The following is a 23,015-nucleotide window of genomic DNA, read 5'->3' as shown; positions in this document are numbered from 1 at the left end:
ATTTATATCCGCTACTTAAGTGATTTTTTCATTCCATTGTTCAAGACTTTTAACAATATTGCTTTTAGCAGCCTCAAACACCGATTTAGGAGACCGATAAGGGTCTGTAATATCTTTATCAATCCAATGGCCAATCCGAAACGTTTTACCTCGGCAATGTGGCCATTTTTCTTCAATCCATTTGGTCTGGCTTGTTGACATGGTCAAAATTAAATCTGCTTTTCCTACTAACTCTTCACTAATTTGCTTAGCGACATGTGTGCTGATATCTATATCGTCAACTGCCATTACTTCAATTGCTTTTGTATCAGCAGGATGGTCTATCAGTGCTGATAGGCCAGCAGAGTCAATATGTTTTTGCGGATAACGCTTAGCTAATATTGCAGCTGCCATCGGACTACGGCATATATTGCCTACGCAAACAACTAAGATGTTATCAAACGCCATAACCTATACTTCTTTCTATATACCTGAAATTAATCTGGCCGCAGAGGTAGATGGTAGCAATGCGCTGATAACACGGTTCCAACGAGTTAGACCAGTTGGGTCGACATAGACGATATCATTGGGCTGCATCTCAAAACGATTGGCCAATGCAAAACTAGTAATGGTCTGCATATCGACATAATAGATATTGGTAAATTGAGCTTCTTTATTATCACGCACGATGTATATCTTGGCAGCATCAGCGGTACTAGCATTCAGGCCTCTTGACTCTCCTAATACGCTAGATAGGCTAAGTCCTTGCTCCAAAATAGGTATAGGCTCAATTCTTCCAAATTCACCTAAAACAAAGACTCTGTTACGACTCTGACTGTTGACGTGTACAGAATCACCGTCTTGCAAATATATCTGATTGGCTGAAGAACCCATTTCGCGCAATGACTGCAAACCTAATGAATAGCTTTGACCTTTACGATTCAATATAATATTGTTTGAATCACCAATTGTGGTTGCTCCGCCTGCCATAGAAATAGCTCCATATAGCGATACTGGCGCATCCTCAATATTAAACTCACCAGGCTGTCTAACTTCACCATCGATAAAGAACTTATTGCCACGGTAATTAACCACTTTGACTTGTGGATCCGAGTATTTAAGATATTTTTGCAATCTTCCGCGTAGGTTGTTCGTAAACTGAGGCACACTTAAACCACTCGCCTTAATACGACCTATCATAGGAAATTGAATAAAGCCTTGTTGATCAACAGGATAACCTGCAGCGTAAGGATTAGAGCTTCCAGCTGATGAGGAAGGGGCGATATCTGGATAACCCACCAATACAATGCTTAAGATATCTCCATCAGCGATACGATAATCTACTGGTCTAGAAGATTGAATCAGACGAGACACATCATTATTACGAACAGCAACTTGTTTAGGCGGTAGAGTAGCCAAATTTAATGGCTGAACATTAAACCGAATACCGTTTTCTGCTACAAAAGTACCGTTAGGAGGCAAATCTCCAGATTGCAGCCCTGCATTAATGGTTGTACAACCAGTTAGAAACACAGCAGCTGATAAATAGAATGCGTTTAGCAACTTTGAGGAGTTATGCATAGGGGTGGAATGCTTATTGACCATGATGTCTACTCAACCTTATATCCTTCAAAACGAGTATATTTGTTACATATATTCGCAAAAACGGATTAAAAAAATACATATATTCGAAAAAGCGGATTAATTATCGCTGAATATACACTCAAATTAAATACAACGCAATATTCTATAAACTTTTGTAATGGAAGAATAATCAATTGCCGTGCAGTATTGTTGAGTATTACCACTCTACAACTTTCTTCTCTTACAACTTAGATAGTAACAACCGACATAACATAAGAGAAATAGAAATATCATTTAATAGTACGAACGGTATTTATATTACTTTTAACGGCCTAAACGGTGGTAAATTTTTTGCCAAACTTGATTAGCAAAGTATGAACGCAACATTATAGGTATGAATGATTGCCAATAAATAATGCATTTATAAATAGTCTTTATGAAATTAAAGAATTGTTAATAAAGCAATTTACGCGCTAAACACTTTAAAATAGCGTAGAATACACGGTGAAACTCACTCAATGATGTTGATACATTGCGAAATGTAACCTAACCGACTCAAGGACACGATTATGAAAGATGAAAAACTACAAAAAGCCCTCGCCCGTATGGGTCTTGGTTCACGTAGACAAATGGAAGAAGTTATTAAAGCAGGTCGAGTATCTGTTAATAATGGACCTGCAACTATTGGTGATCGCGTTGAGCAAGGTGATGAGATTCGCGTTGATGGTCGTCAAATTAAATATACTGCCGAAAATGAGAAGCGTCGCCGTGTATTGGCTTATTATAAGCCTGAAGGTGAAGTTTGCTCTGCCAAAGATCCAGAAGGTCGTCCAACGGTCTTTGAACGCTTACCAAAGCTAACTCATGACCGCTGGGTAATGGTGGGACGCCTAGATATCAATTCAACTGGGCTATTATTATTTACCAATGATGGCGAGATGGCACATCGCTTGATGCATCCATCGAATGAAGTTACTCGCGAATATGCAGTACGTGTACTGGGTGAAGTCACCCCTGACATTGCCCGCAACCTTACTGCTGGCGTTATGCTAGAAGATGGTATGGCACAGTTTGAAGATATCAAAGAAGGGGGCGGTGAAGGCGTTAACAAGTGGTATCACGTCAGGCTAACAGAAGGCCGTAATCGTGAAGTAAGACGTTTGTTTGAATCGCAAGGTCTTAAGGTTAGCCGTCTACTACGTACTCGCTATGGTACGATTGCACTACCAAAAGAGCTGCGTACTGGTCGCTTTTTAGAGCTAGATAAAAAAGACATCAATACTTTGACCGATTTGGTGAGCTTACGCCCGCGTTATGGTACTGGTCTGCATGGTGCTGCTAAAGAAAAGCAAGAACGTATCAAAAATAAACCGCTTAAAGCGCGTCGTACTGATAATCGCACTACCAGCGCAAAACCTAAGAGTAGTGCTAGCCCTGCTAGTCGTGGTTCACGCAATACTCGTGACCGCAACGATAAGCGTTAATGTAACGCCACTTTGAATCTTCTATAGATTCGGAGTAAACCATAAAAAAGCTGCCAATGATGAATAATCATTGGCAGCTTTTTTATGCAGTTTGTATACAGATTGGTCAAAACGTGATTACCAACTTGGATGTTCAGATGTCTAGGTATTTAGCTGTCGTGGCTATCGATATAGTTCTTCATTACTCGTAAATCTTGCAAATGCTGCGCTTCCATTTCATCTAACAATACATCTAAACGCTGCTCAATATTATTTAACACCTGTTGCAATAACTCACTAGCCTCTGCTTTCTTTTCACTATTTATATTTTTAGAGCTTGTACTAATATTCGCTAAGTGATGACTGGCTAGCATTTCAGGCAACCTAACTTGAAGCATCTTATTTAACACAAACTGCTGTTCATTGACTACAGAAGTCATTTTCTGCGCTTGTAACTCTTTTTGGTAGGTTTGATAGTCAAATACCTTTTCATCAATACGTTGCAGTTGGCGTAACTGGTGATCGGACAAACATTTTAGATGATTGTTGTCTAAATTAAGTTGTTGCCAACTTATAGTAGACAATGACAATGGCGCGTTAGAGTCCTGATAAATAAGTACACCTGGCGTGATACCAACTGCGTTATGCAGCGCTTGCCAACCTTTTTTACCTAAGTAGATGGTCGTAATCGTGGTAACTGCTATACTAACTCCCAATACTATACTCATATCCATTCACTCTTTATATATCAGTCAGGCAATTTCCTTTTAGTATATATAACCTATCATTTACAGTTTAATATCTTCAGCTTTAGGGCTTTCGCTACTAGGGTTTTCAATGACTTTGACCGTAGTTTCTTTGTTTTCAAGACTATCAAGTTTATCAAGCTGTTGAGCGTTTGCTGATTCAACCTTTGGATTATCAAAACGCTTCTGTAAATATCGATTGGTCGCTAGCAGCTTTTGACCGTCCTGATGATATGAAGCATTGAGCAAATCATCAAACTGTGTATTAATCGTTTCAAGTACCTCAAGCAATGCCTCTTTACCAGTGACATCAGAGTGCTTAATCTTAGTATTTTCAGCAAGTGCACCGTCCAAGTCATGCAAGCGGCGATAGTCAGCTACTGCTAGCGGAACATGTCTATCCATCAAATTTTGAATCATGATGTATGTTTCGTTGACGGTATCTTTGTCATCTATTTTGCCATCATTATTAGTATCACCATAGATAGCACGCAGCTTTTCACCTTTTTGATTAATTTGAGCAAGCGCTGTTTTTACGTCTTGCGGTAAGCTTTTTTCGGGAATATAACCGAGCTGCGGCATCGCTTCATATTCCAGCATTTTAGGCGCAGTGACTTTTTTGATGCCACGATACCCTAGATATAACCCAGCTGCTGGTAGCACACCGTATAAAATAAACATGACTAACATCGCAGTTACTTGGGTCATTGGATTGTCCTCATTGTTTAGCAGAATGATTTAGAAACTTCTTATTATTATAAATAAACATTAAACAAAAAAATAAGGCTGTATTGAAGCCTTATATTGTTATGTATTGAGCTGATTATGTTTAATGATGCTAACTCATCTAAATAGATATTAACTTTGCGTACGGCTTTTAACATAACGGTGCGTTGAAGCAAGACGATTCATAACCATTTGATGCAACTCATCTAGTAGCTCATCAAGCTCGTAATCAATCTCTAAGAATAGATCAGTCAGCATGTCACCTGCAGTCATTTTTCCTTGCACCATATTATTCTTAGTGCGATGCGGGCTAAAGCGTTGTAATTGCTCATAATGATGTAGCGCTTCTGGAATACTCTCTGACACGAGCTTATCGATGACAAACTGACGCTCATTATGTTGCTGCTGTTGTTGCTCGTTGAGCTCACTACTCCATTCACGATAGCGCTTAAGCTTACCATTAATTCGGTCTAGTATCGCAACAGCCTCAATAGGCATCGCGTTTAGGGTGGCTTCATCAACCACATCAACAAGCTCAGTCATAATCGGACAGCTTCCATGTTTGAGATACCATAAACTATCTGGATCAAAAGGTGGTCTATTAATCGGGCGCATCTGAGAGCGATTGGACAAATAGCGATCAGTCAATGGCGTTGACGAGCGAATATCATTAACCTGTGCTAACGCAGCACAGATACGGTCTGCACGCTCAGGAGGTGTAAGAACAGAGGGCCTACTATTTCCTTGATCGTTATTATCATTGACCTTTGTACTCTGACTGACAACCATTTGCTGAGCATTTTGAGCAGCTAATGTCGGCAGATCATCTTGAGCTTGCCCAAATGACTGTAGCATTCTTGTCAAACTTACGACCATGACCTAGTTTGCCCCTCACCCATTCATTATTAAACCTTATCCACAAAATAATAACCGCAGCACCAACCTAATTAAAATACGATTTATACATTTGCACTCGGTTTGCTTAAATGACTATTATTATGGTTGACTGTGCTGCATTCAATGACTTATCTTAACAGCTTTTTGTCAGTCTGCCAGTAAGCAAACGTCAACATTTTGGTCATTAAAAATAAGTCAATCATTATGAATGCTCCCGATTATATTTCTGGCTTCTTGCTTGGATTATCACTAATTATAGCCATTGGCTCACAAAATGCCTTTGTGCTAAAACAAGGACTTAAACGCGAGCACATATTTTTTGTCTGTTTATTTTGTGCAGTCAGCGATGCAATTTTAATATCTGCCGGTGTGGCAGGGTTTGGGGCAGTAACAGCACGCTATCCACAAGTCGTAGACATTGCAAAATTCGCTGGCGTCGTATTCTTACTTGGCTATGGTTTACAAAGCTTATATGCCAGTGTGCGTCTATCGCATGCTCTCAATGTCGACGGACAAGTCGTCACCAGTTTAAAAAAAGCATTATTACTATGTTTTGGTTTTACTTGGCTCAATCCGCATGTCTATCTAGATACATTGGTGCTAGTTGGTATGGTTTCAACCGGTGCGAATAGCAAATTGGTATTTGCAGCTGGTGCAGTAAGCGCCTCGTTCTTTTTCTTCTTTGCACTTGGATATGGCGCACGGCTACTCAGACCACTATTTGCCAAACCAAAAGCATGGAATATACTCGATGCTCTAGTAGGCATACTTATGCTGTACTTAGCTTTGCATCTATATCAAAGTTAAAAATGCTATCAAAATTAAAAAAGCACAGCTACAACAGTGGGCAAATCCAACTATAAAAGAAGGCGGCAAAAACGAAAAAACCAAACACGCTTGTGAAGCATGTTTGGTCAGAATAATTGGCGATTATTTACTATCTATGATGCTTTTTTGCGCTTCTTGGGCTTAACAAAGGTTAAATTCAAAAAGTGCTCTAACGAATCATCAAGAACATCTAACCAAGGCTCTGGCAACTCAGGCGATAACGTACCTGTCAACGTAGAACGATAGGCCTTTTCTCTAAAGGTCATGATATTTTCAGCTTTATCTTCTTGCCATTGCTTTAAAATCTCACCCTGCTTTTCTACAGCGAACTCTGGGTAATCGGTCGCATTGGTCAAATCACGGATATAAGCGGCTTGAAAGTCGATTGAATCACTGACCGTAGTACATTTATCGTAAGTTGTCAGCCACTTTTGCTCATCTGCTTCACGTGTCACCAAGTCAGGCACTTCGATATCACCCATCATTACGTCGCGAGCATACCACGCTTGCGCATCAAACATGTTGAAGGTAAAATATTGATCCTGCATACCTAGGTATATCAGCTTTGGATTGGGCTGCCAAAAGATACCTTTGTACAGATTGGCTGGATATAAGCAGTTATGCGTTTGCAAACGCAGCTCATCAGGCATGAATGGGAAGTGGAATAAATAACCTGTACACATAATGATGGCATCAAAGCTTTGGCTAGTACCGTCTGCAAAATGTGCCACATCATCTTCGAAGTGAGTCACTAATGGCACTTCTTTAATACCATCCGGCCAGTCATAACCAAGCGCTTGTGTGCGATAGCTGATAGTGACTGATTTGGTACCATACTTATAGCACTGCGTACCAATGTCTTCAGCAGAATAACTACTGCCAATGAGTAAGATATCTTCATCTTTAAATTCTAACGCATCGCGAAAGTCATGGGCGTGTAGGATACGACCAGGGAATGCTTCTAAGCCTTCAAAGTATGGCATGTTTGGTGTGGAGAAATGACCCGTTGCAACCACGACATAATCAAACTCTTCAACTTCTTGCTCATTGGTTTTATGATTCATCACCGTCACGGTGAATTTTCGCGTTTCATCATCAAATGACACCCAACGTACTGGGCACTCGAAGCGGATGTATTTTTGAATATCTTGCTTATCAATACGGCCCATGATGTAGTCTTTTAAGACTTCACGTGGTGGATATGATGGGATAGCTTCACCAAAGTGCTCGTCAAACGAATAATCTGCAAACTCTAAGCATTCTTTGGGACCATTTGACCATAAATAGCGATACATACTACCGTGAACGGGTTCACCGTTTCTATCTAGACCTGTGCGCCAACTGTAGTTCCACATACCGCCAATAGCATTTTGCTTCTCATAACAAACTATTTCAGGTAAGTCTGTGGCACCAGCTAAACGAGCTGCTTCAAAAGCACGTAATTGCGCTAAACCGCTTGGACCTGCACCTAAAATAGCAATTTTTGTCTTACTCAAGATTAACTCCTGCTAGAAATAGTGGGCAATTACTATAACATATTTTTATGAATGGCGTTTATCAGAGGGGTTCATTGGTTATCAATAGACTAATCAGAGCCTTAAAGTACTTTTGAAAGAGACAAAAAGAACTCATGACTGTACCTGTTCTACAGAAAGTTTTTGGTAAGATTTTTAGTAAAGGTAGGGACTTGCAGGACTTAACTGTTTAAAGGTCTAATTGGGGTTTAAACAGCTAATATTATGGAGCAATAATTGATAGGAAAAACAACAAATAAGAGAAATAACAGGGATAAAAAGACTATATCAAATCAGGGAACAGGGTGCGCAAGCCACTAACGATAATTTCAATAGAAACCGCTGCAAGCAACATTCCCATGATTCGGCTCATAATATTCAGTCCAGTATCACCTAATAAACGGCTAATACGACCGGCTGCCATTAATGCTAAGTAACAAAATAGACTGATTAATAAGCCTGCGATTAGAACCGCTGAGACTCGTAATATACCTGAGATTTGTGAAGAATAAATGATAACTGTTGAGATACCACCCGGCCCAATCATCATTGGTATAGCAAGTGGTACGACAGCTGAGGCAGTGCTGGGTGGTGAACTCTGTACATGATCGACATCGAAGTTTTCTTGATCAGGCTTCACTGGATTGCCATCACCATTCATCATATTGAGGGCAATCAAAAATACCAGTATGCCACCTGCCAGCTGAAACGAGCCAATAGAAATTCCAAGCAACTTAAGTAACGTCTCACCTGCTACGGTAAAAAAGCTTATGGTGATAAAAATAGTCAGACAAGCAATTCGTGCAACTTTACGTCGATTGATCATCGAGTAGCCACGGGTCAAATCTAAGAACAGTGTCAACGCACTAAATGGATTAATCAATACCACAAAGGCTAAGATAATCTTGATAATTTCAGTATTCACTGAGCGCTCGCTTGTCTATCGATAAAACTCGGGCAAAAAGATAAGGCTATCGTGCGAGTGCAACGATATCCCAATAGTCGGTTAGCAGCGGCATTGTAGCATAGGCAGATAACCTAATTAAATCATTAACTTTGGTTAATACTTGCACGCCCCAGTAATGAGCAAATTATCACTAATTGAGCGGTAATTAAGCGCTAAAATCAAGCCCGATATCGAGCGCAGTCGTACTGTGAGTCAAATAACCCATCGCAATAAAATCAACGCCTGTTTCTGCTACTGCTTGCACGGTTTCAGGTGTAATACCGCCTGACGCCTCCGTTTTTGCACGACCGTTACACATTGCTACCGCCTGTGACAGTATTTCAGGCGACATATTATCTAAAAGTACTAAAGTTACACCAGCGTCCAAAGCTTGCTTTAACTGGTCTAACGTATCGACTTCAACTTCAATTGGAATCAGATGGCCAGCGAAATCTTGTGCTTGTTGAATCGCTGTTTTTATATCACCTGCAATGGCAATATGATTGTCTTTGATTAAAATTGCATCATCTAATCCTAAGCGATGATTACGCCCGCCACCGCAGCGTACCGCATATTTCTGCACAGTACGTAAGCCTGGAATGGTTTTACGCGTACAAGTAATTTGCGCTGGATAATCTGCCACACTATCAACGATCTGCCGTGTTGCTGTTGCAATACCACTTAGATGAGTCATAAAATTCAATGCGGTGCGCTCTGCAGTCAGTAGATGACGCGCATTACCGCGAACAGTTGCCAATACCGTATTAGCATCAACCATCTCACCATCAATGACCTGAGCAGTAAACTCAATCTGTGCGTCAATTAGAAAAAAAGACAGTCGTGCCAAATCCATCCCGCATATCACACCTGCTTGCCGCGCTTTAATCTGTAATTGCGCTTGCATATCGGCTGGAATAGTTGCTTGAGATGTGACATCGCCACGTCTACCCAAATCTTCAGTCAAAGCAGCTTCCACTAAGGGTTTAAGCAATACCTCATCCAATGCTGGTTCTTTTATGACTGTCATCTTTAGTCCTTTTTATACGCAGTGGTTGATATAACATCAATTTAATTAAACTCAAAATGAGCATAAATATAACTTAAAATTAATAGGCTCGCAAGACAAGGTAGTAACTTTCGTTAGTTCAATGAAACGCTGTAAGTGCTCAACATTAATGCAAAATGAAAAATCAAATCTGCAAGCTATTTACGTTTAGGCAGCTTACTATCCATCAGTAAGCTTTGGAGTTCAATATCATGACGGAAGCGATAGAGCTTGGCAGGGCGACCACGCTGGGCACTACTACTCTGCCCAGTCTCCATTACAAGGTTCTGTGAATCGAGCAAGCGGCGAAAGTTTTGCTTATGTAGCCGTACTCCTGATAAAGCCTCAACACTTTGTTGCAACTGTAGCAATGTGAATACTTCAGGCATCAAACCAAAAATCAACGGGCGATATTCTATTTTGGCTCGCAGTCTGGAGATGGCGGTAGCAATCACACGACGATGATCGTAATACATAGGGACACCCATCATTTTCGTCCAATTAGTAGGTGATCTATTAGTTGCTGAATTACTAGGCTCATAGCTAGGTAAATAATTGGGTGCTTCAGGAATAAGCCCGGTCTCATAGAGCATCTCATAACGCAAGAGCGCATGCTCTGCTACCCACTCACTACTCTCATCCTCTATATCTGCAGTTACCTTATTGTCAGTGTTTTCATTAGTAAGCACTTCACGCGCTAAAAACCTCTCACTCAGCCCCCAACATAAGCGAATACGCTGACGTCGACGCTGCTGGGTGACTCCATCTTCCGCAGTATTGGCCCATTCCAATAGCGCTGGCACAATAAAATCCATAATGATGCTTGGTACACCATCCAAATGATTTTCCCAAGGGAAATAATCATACCAATCTCGCCACAAAGCTTGGCTCTGTAACTCTTGCGTTTGCGTCTCTTGTACCAACCCTAAATAGCTAACATAAACCAACGCATGACCGTCGATGTTGCGCCTATTGGTATCTACAAAAGTATATAGCTGTTCTAGATAACCGAGTGGCTGCTGTGTCTGTTCTTCAACCCATTGGCGCACACCAGCTTGCAATGAACGATGCAATGGCATGAGCGGACCATTGGGCAACAACTTACCTTGATCAACCGTCAAAACCCGCGCTGTATGGTCGGTAATAGCAATCAATACAGCCACTACTTCTGTAGTGCCACTACCCTGTTGATGCGCATGTGAATAAGACAACGTCATAGTTCTTTATTATTATCCTTGATGAGTGATGATGTGCAATTTTCTTTAGATAGGACTCAGTATAGCGTGAATCACAATTTATCGTAGAAAACGGTTGTAATTATTAACTGAGAATACCGCTTAATTCAAGATTAATGAGAACAGTAATATAGTCCAAACTTATTATTTTAATTATAGAACATACAAAAACATCTTGTTTTTATGCTCAAAATGAGCATAATTAATATAGTTCTATTTATTAGCTGTTTTTAATGATCCTATTTTAACGGCATATTGCTTGTCGTTAACGCACCAAAGGCTTGCACTTATGAAAACTTATCCTTATGACGCACCCATCATGAGTACTGATAATCGTATTGCTACTCAAATGAACATTGAATATGCTAAAGCTAAAATTCCAACAGACTTACCGCGTGCAGAACGTCTCGCGGTTGAAGATAATATTAAACAGTTGCTAAAAGAGCATAATGCGGTATTGGTCGCACACTATTATGTTGATCCTTTTATTCAAGATTTGGCATTAGCAACTGGTGGGTGTGTTGGTGATTCGCTTGAGATGGCACGCTTTGGACAGGCCCATAGCGCACAAACTTTGGTGGTCGCTGGCGTGCGCTTTATGGGCGAATCGGCAAAAATACTAAGCATGGAAAAAACGGTACTTATGCCAGACTTGGAGGCTGAGTGTTCGCTTGACTTGGGCTGTCCTGCTGATGAGTTTTCTGCATTTTGTGATGCCCATCCTGAGCGTACGGTGGTGGTCTATGCCAATACCAGCGCTGCGGTTAAAGCGCGAGCTGATTGGGTCGTGACTTCGTCCGTTGGTATCGAGATTATCCGTCATTTGCATGAGCAAGGTGAGAAAATCATTTGGGGGCCTGACCGTCATTTGGGTAAATATATTGCACAAGAGACTGGCGCAGATATGCTGCTCTGGCAAGGGTCGTGCTTGGTACATAATGAGTTTAAAGCGACTGAACTGATGCAATTAAAAGAAGAACACCCAGACGCCAAAGTATTGGTGCATCCTGAATCACCTGATAGTGTAGTTGCGCTTGCCGATGTGGTTGGCTCAACCAGCAAGCTATTACAATCAACTTATGAGATGGATGCCGATACCTTTATCGTTGCTACCGATTTAGGCATCTTGCACGAGATGCAAAAGCGCTCACCAAATAAGCGTTTCTTAGCTGCCCCTACCGCTGGTGAGAGCGCCAGTTGTAAAAGCTGTGCTTTTTGCCCGTGGATGGCGATGAATGGCTTGCAAGGTATTGAACAGTGCTTAACCCAGCGCAGCGGCGAAGTATTGATGACGCCTGAGCTGGCAGCATCTGCAAAAAAACCTTTACAACGTATGCTTGATTTTGCCGAAGCGCAAAATCAACGTGTGGCAGCGAGCGGTGATATTGTCAAAGACCGTGCACTATTTGCTAACGTTGGAGCTGCCTAATATGAGTGAGGCGCGCGTATTGGATAGAGCAAACAATAACGCTATTGCTGATGTTAATGATGTTAGGCAAACAGACGTACTTATCATTGGTGCTGGCTTAGCGGGACTAAGTACTGCTCTCGCTTTGCCAAAATCGTTAACTGTTACAGTATTAAGCAAAGCAGCAATGGATGTTTGCTCAAGCCATTACGCCCAAGGCGGTATCGCGGCTAGTTTGGGTAAAAATGACTGTGTCGCTGATCATATCGCCGATACGCTCATCGCTGGCGCAGGATTATGTGAAGCTAATAATACGACTAACATCCTAAATGCTGGTCAACAAGCCGTACAATGGCTATGCGAACAAGGCGTCCCCTTTACTCAAATTCCCCAGCAAAAATCAAAAAGTCACATAAAAGCGGGTTTCGACCTCTCTCAACTACACCTAACCAAAGAAGGTGGGCATGGCTGTAGACGAGTTGCCCATGCTGATGATGCAACTGGTCGACATATCATGGAAGCCTTGACCTTAAAAGCGCAAGCTGCGTCCAATATCACTATTCTGCCTTACCATGAAGCACTCAGCCTTTTAAAAAATAATGATAATCAATGCCAAGGTGCGCTTGTTTTTGATCACGTCAGTCAACGTAAACTCACTTTTCATAGTCGCGCAGTCGTAATGGCGAGTGGCGGTCTAGGGCAGCTGTTTAAACGTGCCAGCGCACCCAATGTCTGTGTCGGTGATGGAGTTATGATGGCATGGCAATCGGGCTGTCGCTTAGCAAATCTAGAATTTATCCAATTTCATCCAACCGGATTAGCATTTAGCGATAGTAGTTTTTTGATATCTGAGGCATTACGCGGCGAAGGTGGACGGTTATATTGTCCGCAAACTGGTAAACGCTTTATGTTAGACGTCGATACTCGTGCAGAGTTAGCACCAAGAGACATCGTCGCCCGTGCCATCGCGGAGCAAATTAGCATGAATGAATTTGGCTACGTCAATCTTGATGTCAGTCACTTGCCAACGGAATTTTTACGCGAGCATTTCCCACAGATTTATCAAACGCTGTTAGACCTCGGTATCGATATTACTACCGACCCTATTCCAGTCGCGCCTACCGCTCATTATAGCTGCGGTGGCGTAGTGACGTCTGCCAATGGCCTGACTGACGTGCTAGGGCTTTATGCCGCAGGTGAAGTTGCTTATACAGGTCTGCATGGGGCAAACCGCTTGGCAAGTAATTCACTATTGGAATGTGTGGTGGTTGGACGGAATATCGCCGCTGACTTGCCGCGCTATTTGAAAGCAATAGAAAAGCTAGATACAACGTCGATTTATGCTAATTCAGATCAATCAATCCATGATATTTGGACATTGCCAACGCTTCGAGATTGTCAGTGCATTACTGTACCATTGTTTATTGAGTGTGAAAGCAACTCTAACGACAATCACAACGTCAACATTAATACGAATGCTGACATCACTGCAATAACCGCAGAATTAAAAGCTTTAATGACGTCTCATATGGGTATTACCCGTGAAGCTAAACAATTAACACAAGCGCTGGTACAAATTCAGCAGTGGCAACAGCAACTTAACTGTTATAACTCCAATCAAACGGATATCGGTAACAAAGATAACGCCACTGTTCTGAATGAGTTACCCTACTTTCAATTAGCAAGACAGTTGCAATTAGCGGCATTGATTATACAGTCGGCTTATCAGCGGCATGAGAGTCGCGGCGGGCATTACCGAAAAGATTATCCAAACTTAGCGAGCAAATCTAAAGTGAGTGTAATTGCACCTTTATTGGACAGTCTGCCTAGCCAAATTTATGCATCTGATAAATTTGCTATAGTCAGTGAAAAATATAGCCAACAAGATAAGCATTCGCGATCAGCCGTTAGCACCCTGTAAACTGGCAAGAATATGGTAATTTTTGTCCGCTCGTTCCAGCATTTATAGCCTAATATGATACAATCTCCAGCTTCCTAAAAACGCCTTCAAAAAGCTGCGAGCACATCATCATGCAAAGCCTAGTTACCCTTGTTTTGGTATTAATGCCAATGTTTATTGGCTTTGCCATTCCCTCTAATCCCAAAATGACTAAGCTTGCTGATAAAGGCTTGTCGTACTTGGTTTATGTCATCTTAACCCTTATCGGTATTGAGCTGTCACAAGTAGAAGGGCTGGGTAGCCAAATAGGCGAAATCGCCCTATATGTCACTATCCTATCGATCTTGACGATTGGCAGTGGTTTGTTTGCGCTCATGCTATTCGATCGTGTGCGTCCATGGCATGCCAAAAAGCCAAGCGTCAAATCCAAAGAACATCGCGTCAGTATTCGTGGCAGCTTGGCGCAAGTGATTTGTGTAGTGATTGGCATGGTGATTGGCTATTTCTTGCCAGTAGATTATATGCCGCCTGAAAACTCCATGACCGTCATGCTAATGATATTAATTTTACTGGTCGGCATTGGGTTAAAAGGCTCAGGAATTACCCTTAAAGAAGTGCTACTAAATAAACGCGGCGTTGAGATGAGTATTATCTTTACGCTATCGATATTGGTTGGCGGGCTTGTTTTTGCGCTGATGTTTAGCGATGTGTCATGGACGAAAGGTTTGGCACTGGCATCAGGGTTTGGTTGGTATTCACTGTCAGCGATTATCATGACCGATGCTTATGGGGCGATTTGGGGCAGTGTGGCGCTGTTTAATGACTTAATACGTGAGTTTTTTGCGTTATTATTTATTCCTGTCTTTATGCGTAAATATCCATCAGCGGCAGTTGGGCTTGGCGGCGCGACCAGTTTAGATTTTACTTTACCGATTATTCAACAGTCAGGTGGTCTAAAAGTTGTGCCACTAGCGATTAGCTTTGGCTTTATTATTAATATTGTCTCGCCAGTGCTGATGGTGTTGTTTTCGGCTTTTTAAAAACCAATCGTTTTTTTGATGTCATTATTCAGATTTAAACATCTCGCAGCGCTTTAGGTATGGTTCATAGTTTTTCCAATCACTTGCGTTTTCTATATTCGCTAGGTCTTTGACTTGCGTACTTGCTTTGACAGTTACCCTTCTATCTTTTGACTCTATACCTGCAAGATCAATTTCGCTAAAGTCTGTAGCTATAAACGGGTATCTATCTGAGCAATCATAAGTGGAGATAAGATCAGAGGTAATGTGATGCTTTTCTACTAACCTATTCCTGATATTAATGGCACGGTTACGTGATAAATTATTTTTATTAAGCGTTATCGCAAGCTCGTTTGATGCTACATGACCAAAAATAAAAACCTTGGCATCTGGTTGCTCATGAAGGTTTTCTTCAATGATTGCAAATGCTTGATCATAATCGTCAGATAATTGACTGCTCATCGGTTCAAAAAATCCTTGCAACTGCATTTCTAGCGAACCTGTATAAACCACTACTGGACAGCCTTTAGCATCGACCACTACGTTAGATGGCGTTTCAGGGCATTCATCTATGGCATCAAGCACACCGTCACTATCTGAATCAATCTCTGCTTGCATCGTCCTGATGATTTCATGTTGAGCTACATCTTTAGACGGCGCAATTGTAGTGGTTTGACAACCAGCTAGAGTTATAGATGCTGTTAATAGCAATAAAGTGCTATGGTTTCTAATTGTCATTATCATTCTCTTCATCTAGAGTTACTTACAGCTTTATTTGTCATCATCTTCATTTTTTTTGAAACGTTCAATATATTATTCAACATTGCTAATAAGCGCATAAATACGCTGGTTGAGCCAACTGCTTTCGGTATTATTTGGCGCAATTGGACGTTCTGACCCATAGTAAAAAGTCTTAATACGATCAGGATCAATATTATATGTCATGGTCATATAATTTTTAATTCCTTCCACGCGATACCTTGATAATGTTTGATTGACGCTATTGTCTTCATTCTTTGATATATGCCCTTCAACAAGCATGACAGCGTCCAAATGATCTTGCATTTTTTTGCCTGCGTTATCTAGCTGTTCATAATACTCACTTTTTATCTCACTGCTATTTTCATCATAATAGGCTCTAGCTTCCATCCTAAATTCGTTTTCACCAAAAAGTAAAGAATGCGGACAGCCCCTTTCATCTATCACCACGTTATAGGGAGTGCCTGGACATTGATCTAACTTATCAGGCACTCCATCACCGTCACTATCTACATTAACCACAACCGTTGGCATGTTGATAGTTTGACTTGTTCGATTAGACAAGTCAGCTGTTTGACAACCTGTCAGTGCTAATACACCTATCATCATCGGCGCTATTGTCCATAATTTAACGTTCATACTCTACTCTTCCTTAAGTTAAAACACTAAACCCCACTCGCCTGCTTCGCAAACAATCGCATAAGCGGTTTCATCTTACCCACGCGGTACATACCTTCGCTACGGATTTGTTGAATAGGACGCATCTGTGCAAGTGACCCTGCAAATAGCCAGTTTAGTGCCGAGAAGCTATGCATCATCAGAATATTATGTGGACGACGCAGACGCTCGTAAGTACGCAGGGTTTGATTGCTGCCCCAAAGCGTGCCACCACTACGTGCAAAATCATGCATTAGCTGTTCACTTAACGCCTGTACATCGAGCATGCCTAAATTAAGCCCTTGTCCAGCAAGTGGATGCACGCCATGCGCAGCGTCTCCTATCAAGACTAAATTATCAGCGACATAACTCTTTGCTTGTTGCGCGGTCAGTGGAAAGCTAGCGATTGATTCAATCTGACTAATAGCACCAAGCTCATAATTACTTGCAGCAGCCAGCTTATCGGCAATCACGCGCGCGTCTTCCTCTATCAATGCCAATGCCTGATTGCGTGGCAGTGTCCAAACTATCGACTGCCAGTGTTGCGGATTGGCCTTATCAGCATCAGTGATATCCGCTAACGGCAATAATGCCAGCGTTCCAGTGGGTAGCATAGCTTGGCGAGCAGTCGCTTGATGAGGCTTGGTCGTTTGAATCGCACAGCAAATCGCGGTTTGATTATAATCAAGCATATCCAGCTCAATTCCTGCTTGCTTACGCACAAACGAGCCGCGACCATCAGCACCAATCAACAGTTGAGCATCGATAGCTGTATCGTTATCCAAAGTCACACGGTAGCCTTGCTGTGCGCCTAACCAATCCATTGCCACGACTTTATGTCCAGCGATGACGGTCAGATAGTCACTGACATCATCCTCAGATAAACGCTGCCATAATGCGTGCTCAATAACGGCAGGCTCAACCATACTTCCCAGTAGTTTTGGCGCACTGCTTTCGCTATCACCAAATAATAACTCGCCCATACCGTTCAGTTGCCATACCTGCATCTGCGAGTAATCCGCCTTACGCCCAGATAGGGCAGTCTTTTGCCAAGCGCCAACATCTTTGAGTAAGTTAATACTAGCTAAGCTAAGCGCATAGACACGTGCATCGCGCGCGCTCAATACTTCTTGCCAATCTGACTCATCACGCGCAGGACGTGCATCAATCAAGGTCACTGGCATTTTGGCTTGCGCAAGCTTTAGCGCCAATGTCGCACCGACGATACCGCTGCCTATAATCAGCGTATGGTTATTTTTCATAAGTTATCTCTCAATGTTAGAACGCTTATTATAAGACTATGATTTTAAGCCCATCGCATAATTAGCAATTAGTGGTTTAATATTCGGCAGCTTGTCAAAGGCAACCAAGGCCACATTACGCGCCAGCTTCACTGCTGGGTTAGGATGAGTAAAGCCATGTACAACGGCATCACAGAAACGAATAACTCGTTTTTGGTCGGTCTGGCGGGCTTTTTCATAGCGTTTGAGTAGTGTTGGGTCACCGATATCTGCGCCTTTGAGGACTTGCGCACTCATCATTTGCGCCAGTACATGCGCATCACGCATACAAAGGTTAAAGCCCTGACCCGCCACAGGATGCAAGGTATGCGCAGCATTACCCATGATGACGCAGCGGCCCTCTGCTTGTTTGTCCGCTAGCACGCGTGTCAACGGATAGGCACCGCGGCGACCAGCAGCGATGAACTTGCCAGCACGCTGACCAAATGCCTGCTGTAAAGTCGCCAGAAAATGCGCATCATCTTCTAGGTATTTATGCTCTTCACCGTTTGGACATACCCAGACTACTGAGCGTCTATAGCCCTTTTGATATTCATCATTGCCGTCACCTGCTGGATCGGTCAATGGCAACACAGCGAGTGGGCCTGCCGGACTAAAACGTTCAATCGCAACGTGCGCATGTGGCTTATCTGTCTCTACCACACCGACGATAGCAGTTTGCTGATAATCATAAGTCGTTGTACCAATATCTAAAAGCTGACGTACCGTAGAGTCGCGACCATCACAAGCGACTAAGACGCTGGCTTGCAATTGCTGCTCATGCTCCTCTTCACCATAATAGCTAAAGCTTAGCGTCACAGCGTCGCTCTGTTGTTCCACAGCGATGACATTAGCATTATCAATCAAAGTAATTAGCGGTTCTTGCTGAGCAGCCAGTAATAACTTACGTCCAAGCCAAGCGTTTTCCATGACTTGTCCGAACGATTCTACCTGCTCTTCAGCTTTATTTAATTGCGCACGTCCAAAGCTACCCTGCTCACTGATTTGCACGGCATCAATGCGGCAAGCATGACTTTGTAGCTCGTCCCACAACTCTATCTCTTGGTAAATCTGTACGGTGCGCCGAGATAATGCCGTATTGCGGCTGTCTAAATAATGACTGCGCGTACTGTCATCCTTTGGGCTAATAGTTGGGTAGCTGTTTTTTTCTAGCAAAGTACTAGCAATACCATGATGTGCTAATAGCAATGCAAAGGATAAACCCACATGACCGCCGCCAGCGATGAGCACCTGTTGCTCGGTCATTGCCGTTTTATTATTTTTCATATTAGATGTCTTATTAACAGTGTTCGATGGCGCAGAATTTGATATCGTTGGCATATCTGAATGAGTATTTTGTATCATTGTTATCCCTATTGGAATCTGTTGGATAAAGCGGTTATATACGATTAGGAAGACTTTTTATACTTAATTATAAAGAGTTATTTATCAGCATTTTATGGTTTTAAGCGTCATGACCAAACGATTTTTAGACAACTCATAGATTACCACAAATTGCCCAAATCTCTGTGTCCTTCCCGGTATGCTTAACGCTGAGTAGCTACTTCTAAGCTTATGAGCATAGCAAAAATTTGTCGATATATGCAGTGGTTGCAATCACCATACAAAAACAGCCCAGTCCATTGCTACACAATGCTTGAAATTTAAAAACTATCAACCATAATGAAGACAGGACTTTCACTTACCATACATATAAACAATAATAACTTTACCGTCATTTTTTCTACTATCTACAAGTAATAAAACCCTACTACTGTTTTATCTATTAAGCCCATCAATCTATTGAGAATTAACAATAGTATCGGGTAACTAATATAAGGATAATCGCTTGACTGATTCCATGAGCCGCCGTATAAAGTTTGAGTCATTGACCCCAGCACAGCTTAAAACCGTGCTTGGCGAATACAACAACCATATGAAATATCTTCAAGACCGCCTCGACATCAAAATCAGCCAACGCCAAGGCGACTTCTGTCTGAGCGGCGATGTCACAGGTGTCGAGCGCGGCGAACGTATTATATATAAGCTAGTCGATGAAGCTCAAAACACAAAAGATATCAGTGCAGAAGAGTTACATCTCATCATCCAATCTAGTATCTCACGCGATCAAGATACGGAAGATGATGAGCAAGTCACTGATAGCGAAGAAGATAAAAACGATTTGGATTCGCCAAATGACTTTACACCCATTAGTCTGCGCACACGTAAAGGTAAAATCATTCCACGCGGTGGCAACCAGCAGCGTTATGTAAAAAACGTGCTTAGCTCTGATGTGTCGTTTGGTATTGGCCCTGCCGGTACGGGTAAGACTTATCTGGCGGTCGCTTGCGCAGTCGATATGATAGAGCGTAATGAGATTGAGCGCATTTTGCTCGTACGTCCAGCCGTAGAAGCAGGCGAAAAGTTAGGCTTTTTACCTGGTGACTTGGCGCAAAAAATTGACCCGTATTTACGCCCGTTATATGACGCTTTATATGAAATGCTTGGCTTTGAAAAAGTCGGCAAAATGATTGAGCGCCAGATTATTGAAGTTGCTCCACTTGCCTATATGCGTGGCCGGACCTTGAATAACTCGTTTGTCATCTTGGATGAGGCACAAAACACCACACCTGAGCAAATGAAAATGTTTTTGACACGCTTAGGCTTTGGCTCACGTGCGGTCATCACTGGTGATATTACGCAGGTCGACTTGCCGCGTGGTACTAAATCAGGACTAACGCAAGCGCTAGAAATCCTAAGCGGTATTGAAGAGATTCATATCACTAAGTTTGACTCAAAAGATGTGGTACGTCATCAATTGGTACAGCAAATCGTTGAAGCTTATGATGTCTTTGACAGTGAGCAGTTAATATTGGAAGAAAAACGTAAACAAGAGCGTATTGCTGAGCAAGAGCGCAGACAGGTAATAGCCAACGCGGCATCTAAATTATAACTCAGCTTGTTAAATATCTAGGGCGTGTCCTCATTTTTATTATCATTATCAAAATGAGGACACGCCTAGCCTTAAAATAAAAAACCGGATTACTAAAGATAGTATTCCGGTTTTTTATTAGGTACCTAATGAATTGATTACTTAATAGGTTTAACCTTAATATTGCCTCACCTGCTATAGTCAGTCCATAGTTGAGGTCGATAAGCATATCGATATTACGAAACTGAGTACCATCTATATTAGTACAGTAAATGAGGTCAACGCCGTAGCGGCTTCAAAGGAACCGTCTATATAGCAGCATTATGGAACAGTTAAAATGTTTGAAATAGTAATAATTAATAAGCGTGCTATTTGTTAATAGGATAGAACAATGAACCAATTTAATGATAATAATGTGAATGAAATAGAGTCAAATAGTCTAACCAGTGCTGAGCTAAATGTCAGCGCTATTGATAGTATTGATGATAATTTGATTGATAGCTTCTATAGTGAAGATAGCCTGTTGCCAGTCATGATGGCAACTTTAGATTATATAGATAAGCGTAAGCAGAATGGGCTGATGCTACCCTACTTTACAGATATCAGTATTGAGATGTGGCAGCAGAAACCTAAAGCATTAGATATATATATTACTGACGAGACTGAAGGTCGTGAATTGAATCTAGAAGCGCGTGACAAGGATTATGCGACCAACATACTGTCTTACCCAAGCGAGATGCCAGCTAATATTATTGAGCTGATGCCAACATTGCCACTTGGTGAGCTAATTATCTGTCATGAAGTAATGATACGTGAAGCCACAGAGCAAGACAAAACGCTAGTACAGCACATTAGCCACTTATTGGTACATGGCGTGTTGCATCTATTAGGCTTCGATCATGAGCTCGGTCAAGCTGAGCAGGATGAGATGGAACGTTTTGAGATTGAGATTTTAGCAGGTTTGAACCTACCAAACCCTTATGTTTCAAATCCTTAATCGTCAAACCTCTCAAACTCATAAACTCCAAACTCATAAACTCCAAACTCATAAATTTAACTCGGCTAGTCTTTTGTCATCGGTAGTTTTTGTGATTGACCCATTTGGTTAATCATCTGATCTAAGCCTTTGACATGGACACTGCGCTGCGGGAATGGAATCTCGATTTTCTCATCATCTAACGCATGTTTAAACTGTTCAAGCAAATCGCATTGCATTGTCCACCAATCAGCATTGGTTGTCCAAACGTTTAAAGTGAGGTCAACTGAATTGTCGCCAAGATTGGTCACACGCACAATAGGCTCAGGATCAGTAAAGGCCATCGCATTGTTTTTCGCTAAGCTCAGCATCACATTTTTGGCAGTTTTGATATCGGCATCATAGCCAATCCCTACTGTGATATCGACACGGCGGTTGGGCAGCGCGGTATAGTTGATAACCGCTGAAGTGGTAATATCGCTATTAGGTATAATGATATCGTGATTATTAATCGTCGTTAGATGGGTATTGACCAAAGTAATTTCAGTCACTGTACCGGTGTAACTACTAATCTGCACATAATCACCACGTACAAACGGGCGAAAAGTCACAATCATAATACCAGCCGCAAAGTTTGACAGCTGATCTTTTAATGACAAACCAATGGCTACTGCGGCACCACCCAATATGGCAACGACTGATGTAGTCTGTACGCCAACTTTGCTAAGGGCTGCTAGAGCAACCACAACCAGCAACACGCCATATATTAGACGACCTAAAAAACTAGCCACGGTATCATCTAAACGGCTACGCAGCATAATACTATGAGCAAAGGTAACCGCTTTTTTGGCGAGCCAACGCCCTACTACAAATATTAATATCGCTAAGACGACTTTAAGCGCTAAGCTTAGTGCGTTACTCGTTAACGTGGCAACATCGATAGTAAAACCTAAAAATTCCATACTGACTCTTTACTCTATAGCTTCGTTTGTTTATTAGGACATATTAAAATAGAATCAGATACTGGCACTCATTCTAATTCATTATTTATTTTAACCCATTCATAATTACAGTTTGTTTGTAATTTTAACCAATGGTTTTTGAATACCGTATTTTTTAAC

21 protein-coding genes are annotated in these 23,015 nt (G+C 41.8%); 7 read left to right on the top strand and 14 right to left on the bottom strand.

All coding sequences use genetic code 11. The annotated features are described in order from the left end of the window. Nucleotides 1-15 precede the first annotated feature (15 nt). Both AK825_RS03600 and AK825_RS03595 read right to left on the bottom strand, forming a co-directional pair. Nucleotides 16-447 (bottom strand): low molecular weight protein-tyrosine-phosphatase, encoded by a 432-nt coding sequence (locus AK825_RS03600; RefSeq protein ID WP_068034792.1) that lies wholly within the window; start codon nucleotides 445-447, stop codon nucleotides 16-18. 15 nt (nucleotides 448-462) lie between these two features. Continuing rightward, nucleotides 463-1,560: a polysaccharide biosynthesis/export family protein gene (locus AK825_RS03595; RefSeq protein WP_068038995.1), complete on the bottom strand. Its 1,098-nt coding sequence runs from the start codon at nucleotides 1,558-1,560 to the stop codon at nucleotides 463-465. A 572-nt stretch (nucleotides 1,561-2,132) separates the two neighbouring features. Between AK825_RS03595 and rluB the strand changes: the two genes are divergently transcribed. After that, nucleotides 2,133-3,047: a 23S rRNA pseudouridine(2605) synthase RluB gene (gene rluB, locus AK825_RS03590; protein ID WP_068034791.1), complete on the top strand. Its 915-nt coding sequence runs from the start codon at nucleotides 2,133-2,135 to the stop codon at nucleotides 3,045-3,047. Between the two features lie 149 nt (nucleotides 3,048-3,196). Here the strand turns inward: rluB and AK825_RS03585 are convergent, their stop codons facing one another. From AK825_RS03585 to AK825_RS03575, 3 genes are all read right to left on the bottom strand, one after another. Continuing rightward, the gene (locus AK825_RS03585; RefSeq protein WP_068038993.1) at nucleotides 3,197-3,754 is read right to left on the bottom strand and encodes a hypothetical protein; all 558 of its coding nucleotides are present in this window, start codon (nucleotides 3,752-3,754) and stop codon (nucleotides 3,197-3,199) included. Between the two features lie 60 nt (nucleotides 3,755-3,814). After that, nucleotides 3,815-4,480, bottom strand: a complete 666-nt coding sequence (locus AK825_RS03580; protein WP_068034790.1) for a hypothetical protein — start codon at nucleotides 4,478-4,480, stop codon at nucleotides 3,815-3,817. 150 nt (nucleotides 4,481-4,630) lie between these two features. Next, nucleotides 4,631-5,353 (bottom strand): hypothetical protein, encoded by a 723-nt coding sequence (locus AK825_RS03575; RefSeq protein WP_068034789.1) that lies wholly within the window; start codon nucleotides 5,351-5,353, stop codon nucleotides 4,631-4,633. A gap of 246 nt (nucleotides 5,354-5,599) precedes the next feature. Here AK825_RS03575 and AK825_RS03570 point away from each other — a divergent pair, with 246 nt between their 5' ends. After that, the gene (locus AK825_RS03570; RefSeq protein ID WP_068034788.1) at nucleotides 5,600-6,202 is read left to right on the top strand and encodes a LysE/ArgO family amino acid transporter; all 603 of its coding nucleotides are present in this window, start codon (nucleotides 5,600-5,602) and stop codon (nucleotides 6,200-6,202) included. 134 nt (nucleotides 6,203-6,336) lie between these two features. On the opposite strand, the gene AK825_RS03565 is transcribed toward AK825_RS03570, so the two are convergent. From AK825_RS03565 to AK825_RS03550, 4 genes are all read right to left on the bottom strand, one after another. Continuing rightward, a complete protein-coding gene (locus AK825_RS03565) occupies nucleotides 6,337-7,719 on the bottom strand; it encodes an NAD(P)/FAD-dependent oxidoreductase (RefSeq protein WP_068034787.1) in 1,383 nt (460 codons plus the stop codon). A 301-nt stretch (nucleotides 7,720-8,020) separates the two neighbouring features. Continuing rightward, a complete protein-coding gene (locus AK825_RS03560) occupies nucleotides 8,021-8,662 on the bottom strand; it encodes a MarC family protein (protein ID WP_082785626.1) in 642 nt (213 codons plus the stop codon). Nucleotides 8,663-8,849: 187 nt separating this feature from the next. Further along, complete coding sequence (nadC, locus tag AK825_RS03555) at nucleotides 8,850-9,710, bottom strand: carboxylating nicotinate-nucleotide diphosphorylase (RefSeq protein ID WP_068034786.1); 861 nt, start codon at nucleotides 9,708-9,710, stop codon at nucleotides 8,850-8,852. A gap of 176 nt (nucleotides 9,711-9,886) precedes the next feature. Beyond that, complete coding sequence (locus AK825_RS03550; protein ID WP_068034785.1) at nucleotides 9,887-10,945, bottom strand: hypothetical protein; 1,059 nt, start codon at nucleotides 10,943-10,945, stop codon at nucleotides 9,887-9,889. Nucleotides 10,946-11,252: 307 nt separating this feature from the next. On the opposite strand from AK825_RS03550, the gene nadA reads away from it, so the two are divergent. The 3 genes from nadA to AK825_RS03535 all read left to right on the top strand — a co-directional run bounded on the left by nadA (nucleotide 11,253) and on the right by AK825_RS03535 (nucleotide 15,311). Next, on the top strand, nucleotides 11,253-12,392 hold the full coding sequence (gene nadA, locus AK825_RS03545; RefSeq protein WP_068034784.1) for a quinolinate synthase NadA: 1,140 nt from the start codon (nucleotides 11,253-11,255) through the stop codon (nucleotides 12,390-12,392). A 1-nt stretch (nucleotide 12,393) separates the two neighbouring features. Continuing rightward, nucleotides 12,394-14,292 carry an L-aspartate oxidase gene (gene nadB / locus AK825_RS03540; RefSeq protein WP_082787154.1) on the top strand — a complete coding sequence of 633 codons (1,899 nt, stop codon included), beginning with the start codon at nucleotides 12,394-12,396 and terminating at the stop codon, nucleotides 14,290-14,292. A 110-nt stretch (nucleotides 14,293-14,402) separates the two neighbouring features. Further along, on the top strand, nucleotides 14,403-15,311 hold the full coding sequence (locus AK825_RS03535; RefSeq protein ID WP_068034783.1) for a lysine exporter LysO family protein: 909 nt from the start codon (nucleotides 14,403-14,405) through the stop codon (nucleotides 15,309-15,311). A gap of 24 nt (nucleotides 15,312-15,335) precedes the next feature. Here AK825_RS03535 and AK825_RS03530 read toward each other — a convergent pair whose 3' ends face one another. The 4 genes from AK825_RS03530 to AK825_RS03515 all read right to left on the bottom strand — a co-directional run bounded on the left by AK825_RS03530 (nucleotide 15,336) and on the right by AK825_RS03515 (nucleotide 19,252). Beyond that, entirely contained in the window at nucleotides 15,336-16,028 is a 693-nt protein-coding gene (locus AK825_RS03530; protein ID WP_068034782.1) for an OmpA family protein, read from the bottom strand. 75 nt (nucleotides 16,029-16,103) lie between these two features. Beyond that, on the bottom strand, nucleotides 16,104-16,688 hold the full coding sequence (locus AK825_RS03525) for an OmpA family protein (protein ID WP_068034781.1): 585 nt from the start codon (nucleotides 16,686-16,688) through the stop codon (nucleotides 16,104-16,106). Between the two features lie 26 nt (nucleotides 16,689-16,714). Next, nucleotides 16,715-17,968 carry an FAD-dependent monooxygenase gene (locus tag AK825_RS03520; RefSeq protein ID WP_068034780.1) on the bottom strand — a complete coding sequence of 418 codons (1,254 nt, stop codon included), beginning with the start codon at nucleotides 17,966-17,968 and terminating at the stop codon, nucleotides 16,715-16,717. Nucleotides 17,969-18,004: 36 nt separating this feature from the next. Beyond that, nucleotides 18,005-19,252 carry an FAD-dependent monooxygenase gene (locus tag AK825_RS03515; protein ID WP_264753649.1) on the bottom strand — a complete coding sequence of 416 codons (1,248 nt, stop codon included), beginning with the start codon at nucleotides 19,250-19,252 and terminating at the stop codon, nucleotides 18,005-18,007. A 595-nt stretch (nucleotides 19,253-19,847) separates the two neighbouring features. Between AK825_RS03515 and AK825_RS03510 the strand changes: the two genes are divergently transcribed. Both AK825_RS03510 and ybeY read left to right on the top strand, forming a co-directional pair. Beyond that, nucleotides 19,848-20,939, top strand: a complete 1,092-nt coding sequence (locus AK825_RS03510; RefSeq protein WP_068034778.1) for a PhoH family protein — start codon at nucleotides 19,848-19,850, stop codon at nucleotides 20,937-20,939. Nucleotides 20,940-21,309: 370 nt separating this feature from the next. Next, nucleotides 21,310-21,915 (top strand): rRNA maturation RNase YbeY, encoded by a 606-nt coding sequence (gene ybeY / locus AK825_RS03505; RefSeq protein WP_068034777.1) that lies wholly within the window; start codon nucleotides 21,310-21,312, stop codon nucleotides 21,913-21,915. A gap of 65 nt (nucleotides 21,916-21,980) precedes the next feature. Here the strand turns inward: ybeY and AK825_RS03500 are convergent, their stop codons facing one another. Beyond that, nucleotides 21,981-22,856: a mechanosensitive ion channel domain-containing protein gene (locus AK825_RS03500; RefSeq protein ID WP_068034776.1), complete on the bottom strand. Its 876-nt coding sequence runs from the start codon at nucleotides 22,854-22,856 to the stop codon at nucleotides 21,981-21,983. Between the last annotated feature and the right edge of the window lie 159 nt (nucleotides 22,857-23,015).

The sequence above is a fragment of the Psychrobacter sp. P11G5 genome (assembly GCF_001593305.1).
GTDB lineage: Bacteria > Pseudomonadota > Gammaproteobacteria > Pseudomonadales > Moraxellaceae > Psychrobacter.
Note: the sequence above shows the minus strand (reverse complement) of the source record. Positions and strands in the feature narration are given on the sequence as shown.

What these genes read in the sequence shown, in the direction of transcription:
- AK825_RS03600 (WP_068034792.1), bottom strand. Translation starts at nt 447, where the DNA reads ATGGCGTTTGATAACATCTTAGTTGTTTGCGTAGGCAATATATGCCGT.
- AK825_RS03595 (WP_068038995.1), bottom strand. Translation starts at nt 1,560, where the DNA reads ATGCATAACTCCTCAAAGTTGCTAAACGCATTCTATTTATCAGCTGCT.
- rluB (WP_068034791.1), top strand. Translation starts at nt 2,133, where the DNA reads ATGAAAGATGAAAAACTACAAAAAGCCCTCGCCCGTATGGGTCTTGGT.
- AK825_RS03585 (WP_068038993.1), bottom strand. Translation starts at nt 3,754, where the DNA reads ATGAGTATAGTATTGGGAGTTAGTATAGCAGTTACCACGATTACGACC.
- AK825_RS03580 (WP_068034790.1), bottom strand. Translation starts at nt 4,480, where the DNA reads ATGACCCAAGTAACTGCGATGTTAGTCATGTTTATTTTATACGGTGTG.
- AK825_RS03575 (WP_068034789.1), bottom strand. Translation starts at nt 5,353, where the DNA reads ATGCTACAGTCATTTGGGCAAGCTCAAGATGATCTGCCGACATTAGCT.
- AK825_RS03570 (WP_068034788.1), top strand. Translation starts at nt 5,600, where the DNA reads ATGAATGCTCCCGATTATATTTCTGGCTTCTTGCTTGGATTATCACTA.
- nadC (WP_068034786.1), bottom strand. Translation starts at nt 9,710, where the DNA reads ATGACAGTCATAAAAGAACCAGCATTGGATGAGGTATTGCTTAAACCC.
- AK825_RS03550 (WP_068034785.1), bottom strand. Translation starts at nt 10,945, where the DNA reads ATGACGTTGTCTTATTCACATGCGCATCAACAGGGTAGTGGCACTACA.
- nadA (WP_068034784.1), top strand. Translation starts at nt 11,253, where the DNA reads ATGAAAACTTATCCTTATGACGCACCCATCATGAGTACTGATAATCGT.
- nadB (WP_082787154.1), top strand. Translation starts at nt 12,394, where the DNA reads ATGAGTGAGGCGCGCGTATTGGATAGAGCAAACAATAACGCTATTGCT.
- AK825_RS03535 (WP_068034783.1), top strand. Translation starts at nt 14,403, where the DNA reads ATGCAAAGCCTAGTTACCCTTGTTTTGGTATTAATGCCAATGTTTATT.
- AK825_RS03530 (WP_068034782.1), bottom strand. Translation starts at nt 16,028, where the DNA reads ATGACAATTAGAAACCATAGCACTTTATTGCTATTAACAGCATCTATA.
- AK825_RS03525 (WP_068034781.1), bottom strand. Translation starts at nt 16,688, where the DNA reads ATGAACGTTAAATTATGGACAATAGCGCCGATGATGATAGGTGTATTA.
- AK825_RS03520 (WP_068034780.1), bottom strand. Translation starts at nt 17,968, where the DNA reads ATGAAAAATAACCATACGCTGATTATAGGCAGCGGTATCGTCGGTGCG.
- AK825_RS03515 (WP_264753649.1), bottom strand. Translation starts at nt 19,252, where the DNA reads ATGACCGAGCAACAGGTGCTCATCGCTGGCGGCGGTCATGTGGGTTTA.
- AK825_RS03510 (WP_068034778.1), top strand. Translation starts at nt 19,848, where the DNA reads ATGAGCCGCCGTATAAAGTTTGAGTCATTGACCCCAGCACAGCTTAAA.
- ybeY (WP_068034777.1), top strand. Translation starts at nt 21,310, where the DNA reads ATGAACCAATTTAATGATAATAATGTGAATGAAATAGAGTCAAATAGT.
- AK825_RS03500 (WP_068034776.1), bottom strand. Translation starts at nt 22,856, where the DNA reads ATGGAATTTTTAGGTTTTACTATCGATGTTGCCACGTTAACGAGTAAC.